General features: G+C 39.8%; 17 protein-coding genes. 9 read left to right on the top strand and 8 right to left on the bottom strand.

All coding sequences use genetic code 11. The annotated features are described in order from the left end of the window. Positions 1–3 precede the first annotated feature (3 nt). Complete coding sequence (locus BLS35_RS12310; RefSeq protein ID WP_090781334.1) at positions 4–2,499, bottom strand: TonB-dependent receptor; 2,496 nt, start codon at positions 2,497–2,499, stop codon at positions 4–6. A gap of 92 nt (positions 2,500–2,591) precedes the next feature. On the opposite strand from BLS35_RS12310, the gene BLS35_RS12305 reads away from it, so the two are divergent. Then, positions 2,592–3,191 (top strand): thioredoxin family protein, encoded by a 600-nt coding sequence (locus BLS35_RS12305; RefSeq protein WP_090781332.1) that lies wholly within the window; start codon positions 2,592–2,594, stop codon positions 3,189–3,191. On the opposite strand, the gene BLS35_RS12300 is transcribed toward BLS35_RS12305, so the two are convergent. Next, positions 3,178–3,459: an ATP-dependent Clp protease adaptor ClpS gene (locus tag BLS35_RS12300; RefSeq protein ID WP_090781330.1), complete on the bottom strand. Its 282-nt coding sequence runs from the start codon at positions 3,457–3,459 to the stop codon at positions 3,178–3,180. The genes BLS35_RS12305 and BLS35_RS12300 overlap by 14 nt on opposite strands. A gap of 80 nt (positions 3,460–3,539) precedes the next feature. Between BLS35_RS12300 and BLS35_RS12295 the strand changes: the two genes are divergently transcribed. Beyond that, positions 3,540–4,586 carry a 3-oxoacyl-ACP synthase III family protein gene (locus tag BLS35_RS12295; protein ID WP_090781328.1) on the top strand — a complete coding sequence of 349 codons (1,047 nt, stop codon included), beginning with the start codon at positions 3,540–3,542 and terminating at the stop codon, positions 4,584–4,586. Between the two features lie 3 nt (positions 4,587–4,589). Here BLS35_RS12295 and BLS35_RS12290 read toward each other — a convergent pair whose 3' ends face one another. The 4 genes from BLS35_RS12290 to dcd form a co-directional block, all read right to left on the bottom strand. Next, the gene (locus tag BLS35_RS12290; protein WP_090781326.1) at positions 4,590–5,465 is read right to left on the bottom strand and encodes an SDR family oxidoreductase; all 876 of its coding nucleotides are present in this window, start codon (positions 5,463–5,465) and stop codon (positions 4,590–4,592) included. A gap of 3 nt (positions 5,466–5,468) precedes the next feature. Next, positions 5,469–6,230: an enoyl-CoA hydratase/isomerase family protein gene (locus BLS35_RS12285; RefSeq protein WP_090781324.1), complete on the bottom strand. Its 762-nt coding sequence runs from the start codon at positions 6,228–6,230 to the stop codon at positions 5,469–5,471. A 10-nt stretch (positions 6,231–6,240) separates the two neighbouring features. Continuing rightward, a complete protein-coding gene (locus tag BLS35_RS12280; protein ID WP_090781322.1) occupies positions 6,241–8,940 on the bottom strand; it encodes a carboxypeptidase-like regulatory domain-containing protein in 2,700 nt (899 codons plus the stop codon). Positions 8,941–9,020: 80 nt separating this feature from the next. Beyond that, the gene (dcd, locus tag BLS35_RS12275; RefSeq protein WP_090781320.1) at positions 9,021–9,557 is read right to left on the bottom strand and encodes a dCTP deaminase; all 537 of its coding nucleotides are present in this window, start codon (positions 9,555–9,557) and stop codon (positions 9,021–9,023) included. A 67-nt stretch (positions 9,558–9,624) separates the two neighbouring features. Between dcd and BLS35_RS12270 the strand changes: the two genes are divergently transcribed. From BLS35_RS12270 to BLS35_RS12250, 5 genes are all read left to right on the top strand, one after another. Next, on the top strand, positions 9,625–10,266 hold the full coding sequence (locus BLS35_RS12270; RefSeq protein ID WP_090781318.1) for a 4'-phosphopantetheinyl transferase family protein: 642 nt from the start codon (positions 9,625–9,627) through the stop codon (positions 10,264–10,266). A 10-nt stretch (positions 10,267–10,276) separates the two neighbouring features. After that, positions 10,277–10,972 carry a lipoyl(octanoyl) transferase LipB gene (gene lipB / locus BLS35_RS12265; protein WP_090781316.1) on the top strand — a complete coding sequence of 232 codons (696 nt, stop codon included), beginning with the start codon at positions 10,277–10,279 and terminating at the stop codon, positions 10,970–10,972. Positions 10,973–11,056: 84 nt separating this feature from the next. Continuing rightward, complete coding sequence (locus BLS35_RS12260) at positions 11,057–11,530, top strand: DUF5684 domain-containing protein (RefSeq protein ID WP_090781314.1); 474 nt, start codon at positions 11,057–11,059, stop codon at positions 11,528–11,530. Continuing rightward, the gene (locus tag BLS35_RS28280) at positions 11,531–11,857 is read left to right on the top strand and encodes a DUF2752 domain-containing protein (protein ID WP_090781312.1); all 327 of its coding nucleotides are present in this window, start codon (positions 11,531–11,533) and stop codon (positions 11,855–11,857) included. 273 nt (positions 11,858–12,130) lie between these two features. Continuing rightward, positions 12,131–12,748 carry an SGNH/GDSL hydrolase family protein gene (locus BLS35_RS12250; RefSeq protein WP_254778853.1) on the top strand — a complete coding sequence of 206 codons (618 nt, stop codon included), beginning with the start codon at positions 12,131–12,133 and terminating at the stop codon, positions 12,746–12,748. Here BLS35_RS12250 and BLS35_RS12245 read toward each other — a convergent pair whose 3' ends face one another. After that, complete coding sequence (locus BLS35_RS12245) at positions 12,749–13,492, bottom strand: RDD family protein (RefSeq protein WP_090781310.1); 744 nt, start codon at positions 13,490–13,492, stop codon at positions 12,749–12,751. Between the two features lie 139 nt (positions 13,493–13,631). Beyond that, positions 13,632–14,078, bottom strand: a complete 447-nt coding sequence (locus BLS35_RS12240; RefSeq protein ID WP_090781308.1) for a hypothetical protein — start codon at positions 14,076–14,078, stop codon at positions 13,632–13,634. Positions 14,079–14,739: 661 nt separating this feature from the next. Between BLS35_RS12240 and BLS35_RS12235 the strand changes: the two genes are divergently transcribed. Next, entirely contained in the window at positions 14,740–15,150 is a 411-nt protein-coding gene (locus tag BLS35_RS12235; RefSeq protein ID WP_090781306.1) for a hypothetical protein, read from the top strand. 111 nt (positions 15,151–15,261) lie between these two features. After that, the gene (locus BLS35_RS12230; RefSeq protein WP_090781453.1) at positions 15,262–16,212 is read left to right on the top strand and encodes a stage II sporulation protein M; all 951 of its coding nucleotides are present in this window, start codon (positions 15,262–15,264) and stop codon (positions 16,210–16,212) included. Position 16,213 lies beyond the last annotated feature (1 nt).

Here is a 16,213-nt window from a genome sequence, read left to right as displayed (position 1 = left end):
TGCCTAGAAAGATTCTTCGTCAGAGCGCGTTTCGCCCTGGTCAGGTTTTTTACTCTTCTTAAAAGTAAAATCGTTTTTACCAAAACGGTACGAGAAGGTTAAACTAGCCGTAGGCCCCACCATATTTCGTCTAAAATCAGTAGTTACACCATTTGCAGTACTGGTCATGCTCCAGTTTCTGGTATTAAATACGTCTCTCACGTTTAAGCTTAACGATGATTTTTTGTTCTTGAAGTCGTACTTCGCACCCGCATCAACTGCATACATTGCATTTCTCCTACCTTGGGCATTTACCTCTTTTGAGCGGTAATCACCTTTTATTTGCATGGTAATGTTGTAAGGCAGTACAAAGTTGTTGGTTAAGTTGGCATTCCAACTAAAACCCGAACTTTCTTGCACACCAAAAGCAGGTGCTCCCTTAATTTCCTTTTGATATAAATTTACATTACTAGTAAAGTTCCATGCTTTAAGCACATCAAAACGACCAATAAGTTCTAATCCACTAGACAGTTCACTTGTTAAGTTTTGAGGGGTAACCGTGACAGTTCCATCGCCGGCTGTTGTTCTGATTCTCTGTACAACATCATTGGTTTGGCGCATGTAAGCAGTAGAAATAAAGGTGATCTTTTTCCAGAATTTGCTATAACTCAATTCGTAGGCATGTACGTCCTCTGGTTTTAAGTTTGGATTACCCTGACGGTGAACTGTTGGATCAGATACATCCACAAAAGGGTTGGTATCCCAGGCTCTCGGCCTGTTTACACGTCTGGAGTAGCTCAATTGTAATTGCTGTTCTTTCTCAAATTTTTGAGTTAAAAAAATACTTGGGTATAAGCGTTTGTACGCGATCTTTCCTGGCGAATAGCTTAGCTCACCATTGTTGCTGAATGCGCCTAGACGGGTATCTAATGTTGCATCTTCAGCTCTTAAGCCTACCTGGTAACCAAAGTTTTTAAACTGGTTTTGGAAGTTTGCATATAAGGCGTGAACCTGATCTTTGCTGTTAAAGTTGTTGGTTAGATTGTAATTTGGTACATATTCGCCAGTGGCATCGTTGTAATTAGCCGAGAACATATCATTCTCTGCATAACGGATCTGGCTTCTATAACCAGCTTCAAATTTGCCTGCCTTACCTACTGGGATGGTATAGTCTGTTTGTATATTATAGCTACTGTTGTCGCCCGACCCATTATTTACCTGTATTTGAGGTAAGTTGCTTACTGGTATACCATTTTGATTGTATATATCGGTAGTATAGTTCTGGTCATTGTTATTTGTTCCATTAGAGTAGCTAAAATTGAAGGTAAGCTCTTCTTTTGGTTTTTTAAATTTATGTACAAAATCAAGACCGAGGTCGTAGGTATAACCCGAGCCATCATTGATGTTTTTTCTTTTGCTCAGTTCAATTGGATCCTTAGCTGAGTTTAGTCTATTGATATTTAAAAACTCATTTTGATTGTTGTCTCTTCGGTTAAAACCTCCGGTAAAACTAAGGATGTCTTTTTGACTCAGGTAATAATCCAGTCCAGCTTTTATGTTATGCCCCTTGTCTGTTGATTTGGAATCAGTGTTTTGATTAACAAACGCATATGGGTAAGGAAAATTTTCTGTGTCATATGTGTTGTTGGTAAATCCATTACTCAATCGGTTACCATAGCGATAGCTGTAGTTTCCATAAAGATTTACCCTGCTATTCTGAAAACTTAAACTGGTATTTGCGTTGTAATTGTCGCGGTTACCAGCGGTAAGCGCAACGGAGCCATTAAAACCTAATTTCTTATTTTTCTTTAGCACAATATTGATGATCCCAGACTGCCCTTCAGCATCGTACTTTGCCGATGGGTTGGTGATTAATTCTACACTCTCGATAGAGCTGGCAGGCAGGGATTGCAGAATTTGAGCGACATTACCGCCGGCAATCATAGATGGCTTTCCATCGATCAATACTTTTACACCAGTAGAGCCTCTTAAACTGATATTTCCATCAATGTCGGATTGTACGGAAGGCACGTTTTGCAACAGATCGGAGGCCGATCCACCTTCGCTAACCAAACTCTGATCTACAGAGAATACTTTTTTGTCTATGCCCAGTTGCATGGTGCTTTTTTGAGCGGTAATGGCAACTTCTTTTAGGGCAGTTCCCTTGGCAGGTTTCATTTTTACAGTACCCAGGTTGATGGTGTTTTGCGCATCCGAGATGGAAACAGAGTCTCTAACCATAGTTTGATACCCCACATAGCTCACTTTAAAAGTAAATACGCCATTAGGCAGGGCGTTGATCAGCAAGTTTCCATTCACATCGGCTTGCATACCTTTTACAACTGCTTTGGTTTTGCGGTTGATGACTATTGCAGTGGCAAATGGAATGGTCTCATTACTTTGGGCATCAACAACCTTTGCGGTAATTTTCCCTTCGCCGGGGCTTTGTGCATTAATTTTTACAGAGAGCGTACAAATGGCAAGCGTTAAAAGTAGAACTTTGTAGAAGTAAGTAATCATTAAAGGGTTCAGTTTTTGTGTGTGTCTAAATATGGACAAAAAAATGACGCCGTGGTTTAAAAAACGTGGAGTAACTATTTTATTACAGGTATATGGTCAATTATAACGACATTTTTAACAATGAGGGGTTAAGCTATTTAGCTTATAGGAATTTGATAGATGAACTTCTGGTGGCTAAAAAAACTACTGGAACTGATCATTCTGATGCAATGTTACATTATACTAAAATGAACGTGCAGAGAATGAGCAGGGTAGACAAGACGGTTCAACTTGATCCCGATTTGTACAGTGTTTTAAACAAGGTACAAGGTCATTATCGTTTCCTGGTGATTTCTGAAGGATGGTGTGGTGATGCCGCGCAAATCGTACCTGTATTTGATAAGATTGCAACTACTTTCCCGACTAAGTTCGACTTGAGGTTTGTGCTTAGGGATACCAATCTTCCTTTAATTGATGCGCATCTTACCAATGGAGGTAGAGCAATTCCTATATTATTGGTAGTGGATAATAACGGTAATGTTGTTGCCAAATGGGGCCCAAGACCACAAATATTAAAGGATCTTTTGGACGGCTGGAAAAGTCAGGAAAGCGATATGATGGCACTTGCCGAAAAGCTTCATGGCTGGTATGCCAAAGATAAGACTAGAACAACGCAGGAAGAACTGGCAGTATTGTTTGCTAATCTACCGTAACGGTCAGACCTTCTTGTTGTAAAATTTTCCGGTAAACTTCCATTTCGGTAAACGAGCCTTCCAATACGGCACACTTACCTTTATTGTGTACTTCCCATGCGATTTTTTCCGCCTGGCTTTCAGAGTAGTCTAGGTATTTCATCATGCAGTAAATGACATGATCAAAAGTATTTACATCATCATTCCAAAGTATTAAACGATGAACAGTTTTTAACGAAGTAAGTATTTCTTCCAGTGTAAATGTTTCCTCTTTTGTTTCTGTTGACATGGTACAAATTTAAGCTAATTTCAAAATAATGTTGTAGTTAAAGTAAATTTTGCTTAAAATTATTCTTAAAGCCAAGGAATATGCAGCGTTCAAAGATTGCCGGGATAGGATACTATGTTCCCAAAAATGTCTATACCAATACTGATTTATCGCGTTTCATGGAAACCAGTGATGAATGGATACAGGAACGTACGGGAATTAAGGAGCGCCGCTTTGCAGATCGACTCGGAGAAACGACCACCACTATGGGGATCGAAGCGGCTAAAATTGCTATCGAACGGGCTGGTATTACTGCACAAGATGTTGATTTTATCATTTTTGCGACGCTAAGTCCTGACTATTATTTCCCAGGATGCGGCGTTTTGCTGCAACGAGAAATGAAAATGAAGGAGGTTGGCGCGCTGGATATTCGCAATCAATGCTCTGGGTTTGTCTATGCTTTATCGGTTGCCGATCAGTTCATTAAAACTGGTATGTATAAGAATATATTGGTGGTGGGCAGCGAGAAACACTCATTTGCAATGGATTTTGAAACACGGAGTCGCAACGTATCTGTAATATTTGGGGATGGTGCTGGTGCTGTAGTATTACAGCCGACACAAAAGGAAGGTCAGGGGATTTTAAGTACACACTTGCATAGCGATGGTGCCGATGCAGAATTATTGGCTATGTTTTATCCTGGATCCAATGCTAATAAATGGTTAAAAGATAAACCTGGATACCCTGATCAGGAGCTAGGTGGCTTATTTATGACAACTGAACAATTGGAAAGTGGCGCGGCATTACCTTTTATGGATGGGCCTGCGGTATTTAAAAAAGCAGTAGTCAAATTCCCTGAGGTGATTAATGAAGCACTAAAAGCGAATGATTTAACAGCCGCCGATATTGATTTGTTAGTGCCACATCAAGCCAATTTACGAATTAGCCAATACGTGCAGCAATTGCTGGGGCTGCCAGATGATAAGGTGTTTAATAACATACAAAAATATGGCAATACCACTGCCGCCTCGGTGCCCATAGCGCTTTGTGAGGCATGGGAATCAGGTAAAATTAAAGATGGAGACCTGGTATGTCTGGCCGCTTTTGGATCTGGCTTTACCTGGGCAAGTGCTTTACTCAGTTGGTAAGCTTTAGCTTCCTTTAGCCGATCGGGTCATTTGCTCAAAAGCATCCCACATTTCGTTAGGGATGGCCTCTAAGCCATTAAACTGACCAGCTCCTTGCAACCATTCACCACCATCAATGGTGATCACCTCGCCGTTGATATAGCCCGAGAAATCACTAACAAGGAATGCAGCCAGATTGGCTAGTTCCTGATGATCGCCTACGCGTTTTAAAGGAACCCGGTTTTTAAAGTCGAACTTCTCTGCAAGATCACCTGGCAATAGCCTTTCCCAAGCTCCTTTTGTCGGAAATGGACCTGGTGCAATGGCATTGGTACGGATACCATATTTGCCCCATTCGACTGCTAAAGAGCGAGTCATAGCCAGTACACCACCTTTTGCACAAGCCGAAGGCACAACATAAGCCGATCCGGTAAAAGCATACGTAGTTACAATATTTAAAACGCTTGCGGATTGTTTTTCCTTGATCCAATGTTTACCAAAAGCCAGCGTACAGTTTACCGAACCTTTTAATACGATATCAATGATGCTGGAAAAGGCATTGGCTGATAAACGTTCGGTAGGAGAGATAAAGTTGCCGGCAGCATTGTTTAATAAACTGTCTACCTTGCCAAAAGCTTTAATACTTTCGGCAAGCACATGTTCTACCTGTTCATATTCCCTTACATCGCAAGCCAGAGCAAGCACCTTTCCACCCGTTTCCTGCTCCATCTCCTTTGCTGTTTTTTGTAGCACCTCAAGTTTGCGACTGGTAATTACCAGGTTGGCACCTAGCTTAAGGAAATAAGTACCCATAGCCTTTCCAAGGCCAGTACCACCGCCTGTAATCACAATAGTTTTACCTTTTAGGGCATCATCTCTTAACATAGGTTCGTTAAACATGGCTTACTTCTTTTGCAGGTTATCAATAATTGTTTTTAGTATACTTCTGGTAGCCGGTGCCCACCATTGTTTCAACATAAGCGCAAGCGCTTCGCCTTGATCAGCACTGGTGCTGGCAATCAGGTCTTTTCTGATGCTAAGTTTACTTTGTTCCCAGGTGTTGCGCTCCATGGCCATGTATTTTCTAATCTTTCGCTCCGCAGCGGTAAGGATGCTTGCCGGATTTACCAGCTCGTCTACCAGACCAACCTGCAATGCTTCTTCGGGGCTAAATAGTTTCCCTTCGAGTAAGCTACGCGATGCATTTGCCGTTCCTATCCAGAACGCATATAAGTTAAATATGCTGTTGGGTACAATAATCCCAACCGGAACTTCATTTAAACCAATGATGTATTTCCCCTCAGCCATAACCCTGTAATCACAAGCTAGTGCAATTACGCAACCACCGGCAGGACTATGTCCATTTATAGCAGCCACTAAAGGCTTTTTAAATGAAGTAATGTTGGCTACAAAATTCAAAAACAGGTGCCAAAAGGATTCCGCTTCGGCTTCATTGTAATTGTATAACTCGATAAGGTCCAGTCCGGCCGAAAAGAAAGGTTCTTTTCCGGTGATGATTACTCCGGCTATATTTGGGTCTGTTGCAATATTGTTCAGTATATCATTTAGCTCTGTAATCATTTCCCTGTTTAGAGCATTGGATTTACCTCTGTCTAGAGTAATCAGGCTTAAATGGTCTTTAATGGTAACTTTAATCGTATTCATTGATAGGTGTTTATTTTACTTCATAAGTGTATACGGCTCTAGCCAAATGGCCCATCATATCAATACCTTCCACAACCACCCTATAGGTGCCAGCTTCATCTGTATTGAAAAAGCTAAATGGCGCTTTGCCTTCGGTACTGGTTACAATATGCGGATGCCAGTAAACTGTACTGCGCAAATCCAGCCTGTTATCAGGTGTTGCAGGATCATATTTCGGGGAGTAAAACTCTCTGGTCATGTGGTAACCTTTAGGTGAATAAGTGATGATTCCCGGGGCAAAGATGTTACTTGTAGAACCGCCGCCTCTTTTGGTTGTGATGATCAATACACCGCCACCACCTTGCGAGCCATAGATGGCCGTATTTCCAATAGATTTTAAAACCTCAACGGTTTCTACATCAGAAGGCTGGATGTTATCAAGAAAATCGGAGTCTACATTCATTCCGTCCAGGATGATTTGCATCGGCCGTTTACCGGCAGACATGTTTCGCATCAGGTAAGGCACACTACCTTCAAACATTAGGCCTGCAACGCGACCCTGTAAACATTGTGCAAGGGTAACACAATTTTGAAGCATATCGGCAGTCACCACATAGTCGGCACGACCTCCGCCATTTAGGTTTGATGAATTCTGAGCAGGATTCTTTTTCTCCACAATATTTACTTCGCTCAGCACAATGGTTCGTTCCAGCAAGCCACGCTTAGTCATCTCGTCAAAGTAGCTGTTGCTGCGTTTTAGGTATCCTTGTAAGGCTTCATTTACGTTTACTTCCAGATCTCCGGTGCTTTTGTTTTTAGTTACAATTTGCCCCGGTACAATGTCTAGTTTAATGTCTACACTCTTTTTGTTTTTCGCTGTCCTGCCTTGTACAATAAATTTGGTGCTGTCGGTGAACACGAGGTTGTCGAAATTAAAGTGTCCCTGTGCATCCGTTAAAGTGTCAATGGCAAAAAAGCCGCCAGAAGAGGAGAATAGCGATACCTTGCTATTTGGGAGTGGTTTGCCGCCATAGCTGGTGATGGTACCACTAATGCCAATAGATTTTTCGGGTTTAAAAGTTTCGGGAGGAGGAATATTACTGATGATGTTTTTCCATAATATCCTGCGCCAGCCTTGCGTAAGCATTAAGTTGTCAAGGTCTTGTACTGTTTTATTTTCCTTATCAAGGAAATAATAGTTAGGATCTTCAACATAACCACTCAGGTCTGAGGTAAGTAACATGCTGGTGAAAATGTTGGTTTCATTTTCGGGATCAGGTTTTACCGCTGCGGTGTTGGTTACAGCCACCGAAAAGCTACCTCGTATGGGCTTGCCATTAAAGAGGGTAAGTAGGTTAATGTCTACTTTTTCTCTTTTAGTATAGCTTGGTTTTAAATTTTCTATTGTTGTATTGATTCGATCTTCGACATTGTTTACAAAAGCGAGCCTTTCGCAAACTGGATTGTTGCTCGCATTAAATAAAGTAAATTGTACAATGCCCGAAGGAAGTTCTTTTTTAGGGATAGTGGCGGTGATGATTTGTTTTTGTGAAGGTGATCGGGTTACAAAGTATACGTTTCCGCTGTTCTGCGCTACGATTTTCAATTCGTTAGTACCCATCAAATCTTCGCTCATCATTATTTTAACGATGATCTTGTCTGGACTATTGTTATTTAAAGATAAAATATAACCACTTTTTTGTGCTTTTGGCAAAGCAAGCGTTTGTTCTGAACCATCTTTAAATTTGACCTTTGCACTGTATATTTTACCAGGCTGCGGGTTAATGATGAAATTGCCCATGCCAAGGTGCTGGGTCTCAAATCTGTTTACTTCAGTACCTTCGTTATCTACAATTATACCGTTCACATCTTCGCCCTTTCCAGCTGCGTTTACTGCTTTTATGGCAATTTTATTAGGCAGCGCTTCAACGATGTTACCGCCCTCTGGAAAAAACTGAACATCGATGTTATTGGATGTTGCCGTTATGGGTATATTTTTTACTATTTTTTGGTTGTTAGGTAGGTTGATTGTAGCGATAATTTTACCTGATTTATATAAGGCAGGTTGGTTGTTGGAGAAATTGATACTTACTTCGCCTTCATTATTGGTGGTGGCTTTGCCTTTTGTGATGTTCCGGGCATTGAGCTGTATTTCGTAGGTTACATCGTTGTTGATATAGGGTTGGCCATTTTTATCCGTAAACTTAATCTTCGCATTTACCTTTTCGGTTGTGTTTTCTTTGGTAAAGCTATAGGCGGTGTTTGTAAAAACTTTGTTAGCCCATGAGTTCCCTATTTTTATGGTTTTGTCGAAAAAGTACTCAGAACCTGCGTTTCTCATCCATTGTGTGTAGGCTCTTATGCGGTAATTTCCTTCGCTTAAGGTGTCCGGAAGTTTAAAGTCTCCCCATGTTATCCCACCATTCATAGGAAGTTTTAATTGGGTTTTTATCTTGTCTTTTTCATCGATCAGCTCAACATATAAGGCCTTACTAATGTTACTGGGTTCGGAGGTTAGGGTGTTGATGACGTATGCTTTTAGCCAGATGTCATCGCCGATAGCGTAGTAGGGTTTGTCGAGATGTAAGTGTACTTTTTCCTGTGCGTATTTTTTATTATATTCCTGCAAGCGCTTAATCAAATCAGAAAAGGGATCGTCGGCTAATTTATAGACGAATGAAAAACAGATTCCAAGCACTAATACAGCAGGGATGACGAATTTAAATTTCATATTTTGAGCATAAATAACAAAGCCTCAATATACAAATATTGAGGCTAATTATTAAGCAATTAAAATTTAGGCCGCAGCGGCTAAAACTTATTCTTCCACATCATACTTTCAACCGGTTTGGTTGTTTTATTATTGTATTTAGCATTTTCTTTTGCGTTGTACATCGTCTGGATATCGCCCTCTACCACAAAGTAAATCAGCTGACCTATCGGCATGCCTGCGTATACGCGGACAGGCTGTGCGCAAGAGATTTCTAGCGTCCAGGTATTGCAAAAGCCAACATCACCTTTTCCTGCAGTAGCATGGATGTCAATACCCAATCTTCCGGTACTCGATTTGCCTTCCAAAAAAGGGATATGGGCATGAGTCTCGGTATATTCCAGGGTTACACCAAGGTATAAAGTGCCGGGATGCAATACATAACCATCCTTAGGGATTTCAAAATGTTCAATTTTATTGTGTTTTTTTGCATCAAGTATCCGGTCTGTATAGGTAGCTAGATATTTACCTAAATGTACATCGTAGGAGTTTGTTCCAAGGCTTTCGGGTTTAAAAGGCTCAATGATAATTGTGCCCTTCTCTATTTCTTCGAGAATTCGTTTGTCAGACAGGATCATTTTATATAGTATTTGGACGAAATTATGATTAATTTAAGATACTTTTGCAAAGTTGTCTAAAATAGAGATGCCTGTAGTTTTTAATAAAAATATTGACGAGGACACCATACTGGCGGTCTGGAAAATCGAGGAAACCGAAGAACAGCTGATCTCAGGGTTACAGTTGAAACAACATGAACTCGATTTCATTTCATCCTTAAATAATGGCAAGCGCCTGCTGCACTGGTTAAGTACCCGCGTGTTGCTCAGGACTATGCTGAATACAGATGAGTATATTGATTGCAGAATGGACGATCATGGGAAGCCATATCTTCCAGACTTTGACTATCATATTTCGCTAAGCCATTCTTATGATTATGCATCGGTAATTATCGGTAAAACCAGGAAAGTTGGCGTAGATATCGAGTTGATCAAGCATAAAATAAAAAGCATTAAGCATAAATTTCTTTCGGACGTTGAGCTTGCGCAGAAATATGTGGGCGATAATATTGATGGCTTATATGTTTGCTGGTGTGCCAAGGAAGCTATTTATAAGTGGAACGGTAGGAAAGGATTGGAGTTTAAGCAAGACATCCACATTAAGCCTTTTAAATTGAAAAATGAAGGCCAGTTGAACGCATTGGTTGATTTACCTGTTGGTACACAGGAACTAACAGTTCATTATTTTAAAACTACTGACGGTTACATGCTGGGCTATGTGGTAGCTTAATTTTTTCGAAATGAATAAGAAAGTTGAATTTATAGATTGGGACCTTGTGGATTATCAGGAGGCATGGCGTAGGCAAGAGGCTATTTTTGACCAGACTGTAGCTTTGAAAACCCAGAACCGGACCAATAATACGCAACTGGAAACACCTAATTATCTTATTTTTTGCGAACATCCGCATGTATATACACTGGGCAAGAGTGGTAAGCCTGAAAATCTGTTACTAGATGATGCAGCATTATTGGCTAAGGAAGCTACTTATTATAAAATAAACAGGGGTGGTGATATCACTTATCACGGACCGGGACAAATTGTAGGTTACCCGATATTAGATCTGGATAATTTCTTTACAGATATACATTTATATTTAAGAACACTGGAGGAGGCTGTTATTTTAACGATGGCCGATTATGGTCTTCTGGCAGGTCGCTATCCGGGTTTCACTGGAGTGTGGTTGGATGCCGATAATGAACGCGCCCGCAAGATTTGTGCAATGGGCGTTCGTTGTAGTCGCTGGGTAACTATGCATGGCTTTGCATTTAATGTAAATGCGGATCTGGATTACTTTAAAAACATAGTTCCCTGTGGGATAGATGATAAGGATGTAACCTCAATGCAGCGGGAATTGGGGTACGCGCTTGACGTGGGAGAGGTTAAGGATCGATTGAAATATCATATCTCTACATTGTTCAATATGGAACTTTTCTAAACATTCTCGAAAAAAGGTAATAGCATAGGCTTGTTTTTTTGTAACAAGTGTTATATTTACACTAAATCATTTAAACTATTAACTATGGATTACAACTCAGAGTACTCAGCCGCCGGAGCTGGCATTGGCGCCGGAATGGTCATTTTTTGGCTTGCCGTTATGGTGCTGGTCTATGCCTCACTATGGAAAGTTTTTGTTAAAGCAGGGAAACCTGGTTGGGCAGCAATTATACCAATTTATAACCTAATTGTTATGATAGAAATTGTAGGAAAACCTACGATTTGGGTATTGTGGATGCTTATACCTTGCGTAAATGTCGTTTTTGGTATATGGCTTACAAATTTACTAAGCAAAAGTTTTGGTAAAACAGAAGGTTTCACTGTAGGTTTACTGATATTGCCAATCGTATTTTTCCCGATTTTAGGTTTTGGCGATGCGAAATACCTAGGTCCTTCGGCTGCTGAAGCACAAAATGGATTTAATAATCCTTTTGGTGGAAATAACCCTTTCGGTTCAAACGACCCATTTAATCAACCTCCAAAAACTCCAAACGCTTAATTGTTTGTTTTATACATATATCTATTATCCGCCTGGTCTTTTTTATTAGATCAGGCGGATAATTTTTTTCTGCGCTGTCCATTTAAAGCTTTAACCGGCATTGACTGTCCGGGCTGTGGTTTTCAGCGCTCATTTGTGGCTTTGCTTAGGGGTGACTTGCATGAGAGCTTTCATTTGTACCCAGCAACAATTCCCTTACTTCTTACCTTTATCGTAGTTATACCGGTTAATTATTTCTCAAAAAAAGATCATACGATATTGATTAAAACTATGTACTTAATTACCGGTACCATTGTATTAGGTAGCTACCTGTTTAGACAGTGTTAGCGCTGTACTTTCTTTTGCTTTCCTTTTGCAATCCTTTTGCTATTGTTTTGCTATCCTTTTGCTCAAGCAATGGAAAAGTAGGTTTAAAGCATAATGGAGGCAATATATAAGCAATACTACTTTACTATTGAGCAGCAGCCAATACTGATCTCTTTTTTTCTCGTATATACAGTTACATGTCTGTTTAAAACTGAAAATATTCTAATGAAATTCTCTGTAATAATTCTTTCAATAGTTGTAATATTGGGCTGCGATAAAAACAGTGTAAATAGCATGACGGAACATAAAAGATCTTATCTGGCGCTTGGCGACTCTTATACCATTGGTGAATCCGTAGCTATGGAAAGCAATTTTCCTTATCAGTTGGCAGCGAAACTAAATCAAGAGCGCCTGGATGTCGGCCAACCGCACATTATTGCCACAACCGGTTGGACAACCAGCGAGCTTCAGACAGCGATAAAAGAAGCTGCACTAAAACAGAAGTTTGATCTGGTTACTTTGTTGATCGGGGTAAATAATCAATATCGGGGAGAGTCTTTAAGTGCCTATCGTAAGGAATTTAAGGAATTATTACAAACCGCCCTTGACTTTGCTAATGGTGATAAAGCACATGTATTTGTCGTGTCTATCCCCGATTGGGGTGTTACGCCTTATGGATTAAATAGCGGTCGCGATCAGCAGACTATTGCTGCTGAAATAGATGCCTTTAATGCGATCAATAAGGAGGAAACGCTGGCTATGGGTGTTAGTTATACAGATATTACGGCGGCTTCAAGAAGGGCGCTTTCTGATCAGGAACTCGTAGCTACAGATGGCTTACATTATTCTGCAAAAATGCATGTCGAATGGGTCGCAAGCTTGTTGCCTGCGGTGGTAAAGGTATTTAAATAACTATAAGGCAATAGCCGTTTGGTGGTTGTAATCTTTAATAACCGTTTTTAAAAACTCCATTTCATTCATGCCCGCCGGGATGCTGATAGCAAGCAGAGCCGCTACTTTTGCCGACATGGTGTAGATCAACTCGGTATTGTGGGTTTTATAATAGGTGGAAATCACTTCATGTATCAACTCTATATCTCGGTCGGTAAGCAGGGTCAGATTATTAAAAACGGGAATGTAATCTTCTTCAACAGGATGGAAAGCGATATGGTTAATATTTGTATGAGGAACAGTTTTGATGACTGTTGTCCCGGCAACAATATCTCCAATTCGTTGTTTGTTCTTTGTTACTGCAACAGCTATTAATCCACCCACCTGTGCTGTAAACGCAAAGTCAACGAGGCGAAATAGCCATCGGATAAAATACTGACCTATGCTGGGTTGACTGCCATCCAAGCTAATCACTTTTATTTTCATTAAGCGTTTTCCTACACACTGACCGTTCATAAAGATCTCGCAAACCAAGTTGTAGAAAACATAGCTTGCGCCATATAAGATAGCCAAGCCAATGATAAGGTATGGTGTGCTTTCCATACCTACGGAAAGGCCGGTAACTAAAACCAAGAGTATGAAAATTACATATAAACCTAAGAATATGCCTAAATCGATCAATCTTGCTGCTATGCGCTCGCCCAGACCTGCAACAGGATAATCTATGTCTACATACTGACTGGTGTTTACCTTTATTGTTTCCATTCTTATTCAAATATAATATTCAAGATCATATTTATCGTAAACGTTAAGAAAAAAGGTAAGGGCTTTAATGACTAGGTTCAGTAGGTTGAATAAGTGAATGTCAGATGCACCTGCGCGCTGGAACACCTGACATTCCATTTTAGCCTATTCCCAAGACTTTACCTAAAGTTGGGTGGTTTATAAATTCATTATTTGCAATAGCCTTATCTCGGATTTTACGAGCCGCCTTTATGGCATCTTCTTCACATTGCGCCATCAGATAAATGCAAATTTGGTCTCCTTCAAAAAAGTAATGTCCTTTGATAGCCAGTTCAGATCTTTGCAAATCATTAGCCAAAGAAATCGTATGTACATTTGAGTTTCTCTCTAGCTGGATAAAATAGCAGTCCTTGGTGATGTCGGTGTAAAAACCTGGGTTAAGGCGGCATTCCAGAATCTGAGCATCGCTAAATGTTCGAAACCTGTTGAAGTAAGCTTTAGCGGCAAATGGATCATCAAAAACTACATGGACGGGGATGTCCGTTTCGGCATTTGGTTCCAGAATAAAATAAAGGATTTCATTGTTTTCGTCGTCTTTGAGTTCCATATTATTGTTTGTTAAACAGTTAATAATAGGAGTCCGGACGGGATTTGAGCAGGAGGCTTTACGATCTGTTTTACCCACAGAAGAGGCTAAAACGAAGATGCGACTATAGCAAGCTCTAAATACCGCCCTGCATGGCTTACCACAGCCTTGGAAACGGGATTACGATAGAGCCCATAACGCTATAGCGCACCTTCAAAAGTACAACAATATTTGTTATGGGCATTAATCTATCGTCCCTTCCCATGCACTTGTGGTAATTCTGCAGGAGAGACTCTTTAAATTAATACCTCATTTAAGAAGTAATTGATATGTTGTTTATATTTCTTTAGTTCATTGGCTTGACTTTTTGGTTTTTGTACAGGGCTATAACCTCAATTCAAATATCCTGAGAAAACTTTGAATAACAAAATTATCTATAAAATTAACTGACGGTTCATTTTTGTGAAATGTTGTATTAAAATGCAATATTTTGACCAATGGAATCCGACTGGATATAAACACTCAACTTGGTATATTATAGCCAATGAAGGAAATGGTTTTGTGGCTAGGATTGTTTAAACATGATTTTAATGATAAAATATAATTTTTTAATAAATTTTAAACGATTTTCTTTGATAATTTAGACTAACTAGGGAGCTTTGGTTAATCAAGGAGAAAGAATATGGGAAATTTAGAAAAAGGATTAACTGAATTGGGTGCTATGCTGAACCGCTTGGCGATTAAGGTCGATGAAAACTTCAGTAAAATAGAAGTTCGGCTGGGTAAAATAGAAGATCGGTTGGGCAGAATAGAAGATCGGATGGATAGAATAGAAGATCGGATGGATAGAATGGAAGACCGGATGGGTAAAATAGAAGTTCGAATGGATCGAATGGAAGATCGAATGGACCGAATGGAAGACCGGATGGATAAAATTGAAAATAAGCTCAATGTTTTAACAGATGAAACATCAACTAATTTTAAGGAAGTTGGAAATCGACTTGGAAGTATTGAAGTTGAGATTGTTAAAATAGGAACTGCGACTCGATACGAACAACATCACGAAGATCAGAAAAGGTTTAGCGTTAAATAAGCTCAATGTGGGTGTGTGCCTTTGCATATTTGACACATAAAAAGAAGCTTATTTTTTATGTTGAATAAAAACAGTTATTTTAACAAAAAAATTACGCTTTTAATAAAATCTATGAGAGAGGCATTGTTTGTTAAACAGAATTCTGGGAAATGGAAATCCTATGAGCAGTTGAAAACAAGTAATCCTGATGAAGTTGCCGAGCGCTTTATAGACATTACCAACGATTTGGCTTATGCTAAAACTTTTTATCCCAAATCTAAAACTACAGCTTATTTAAATGGCTTGGCATCGGTGCTACACCAGTCTATTTATAAGAATAAAAAAGAAGATACCAATCGCTTTTTAACCTTTTGGAAGTTTGAACTGCCCGTCTTGTTCTACACTTATCGTAGGCAACTCCTGTACTCCCTTATTTTCTTTGTGATATTTGGCGCTATCGGTGCACTATCTGCAAAATATGACGATGCTTTTGTAAGGTTGATTCTTGGTGATGGCTATGTAAATATGACGAATGAAAACATTGCAAAAGGCGATCCTTTTGGGGTTTATAAAAAGCAGGGGCCAGTTACAATGTTCTTCTTTATTGCCGCTAATAATACTTACGTCTCCTTAGTCATGTTTTTAAGTGGTATATTTTTGGGTATTGGCCCTGTTTTTATGTTATTAAAAAACGGCGTTATGATAGGGGCATTTGAATATTACTTTTTCAGTAAAGGTTTGGGGGCAGCATCGGTGTTGGTGATCTGGATCCATGGAACGTTAGAAATCTCGGCGATTATTATTGCGGGTGCTGCGGGCCTGGTACTTGGACATGGTCTACTTTTTCCCAGAACCTATACCCGTTTACAGGCATTTAAGAATAGCGCAAAGGATGGGACAAAGATTGCCCTTGGCATTGTTCCAATTCTTTTAGTAGCGGCATTTTTCGAGGGTTTTATTACACGATATACCAACATGCCTTTGTGGCTAAGCATAAGTATTTTAGGAGGATCATTTGTATTTATCATTTGGTACGTGATTATCTATCCTTTACAATTAAAGAAACGCAATCAAATCAGCTAGT

Origin of the sequence: Pedobacter sp. ok626 (assembly GCF_900100435.1) — a bacterium.
Classification (GTDB): Bacteria; Bacteroidota; Bacteroidia; order Sphingobacteriales; family Sphingobacteriaceae; genus Pedobacter.
This window is presented reverse-complemented; position numbering and strand designations above follow the sequence as displayed.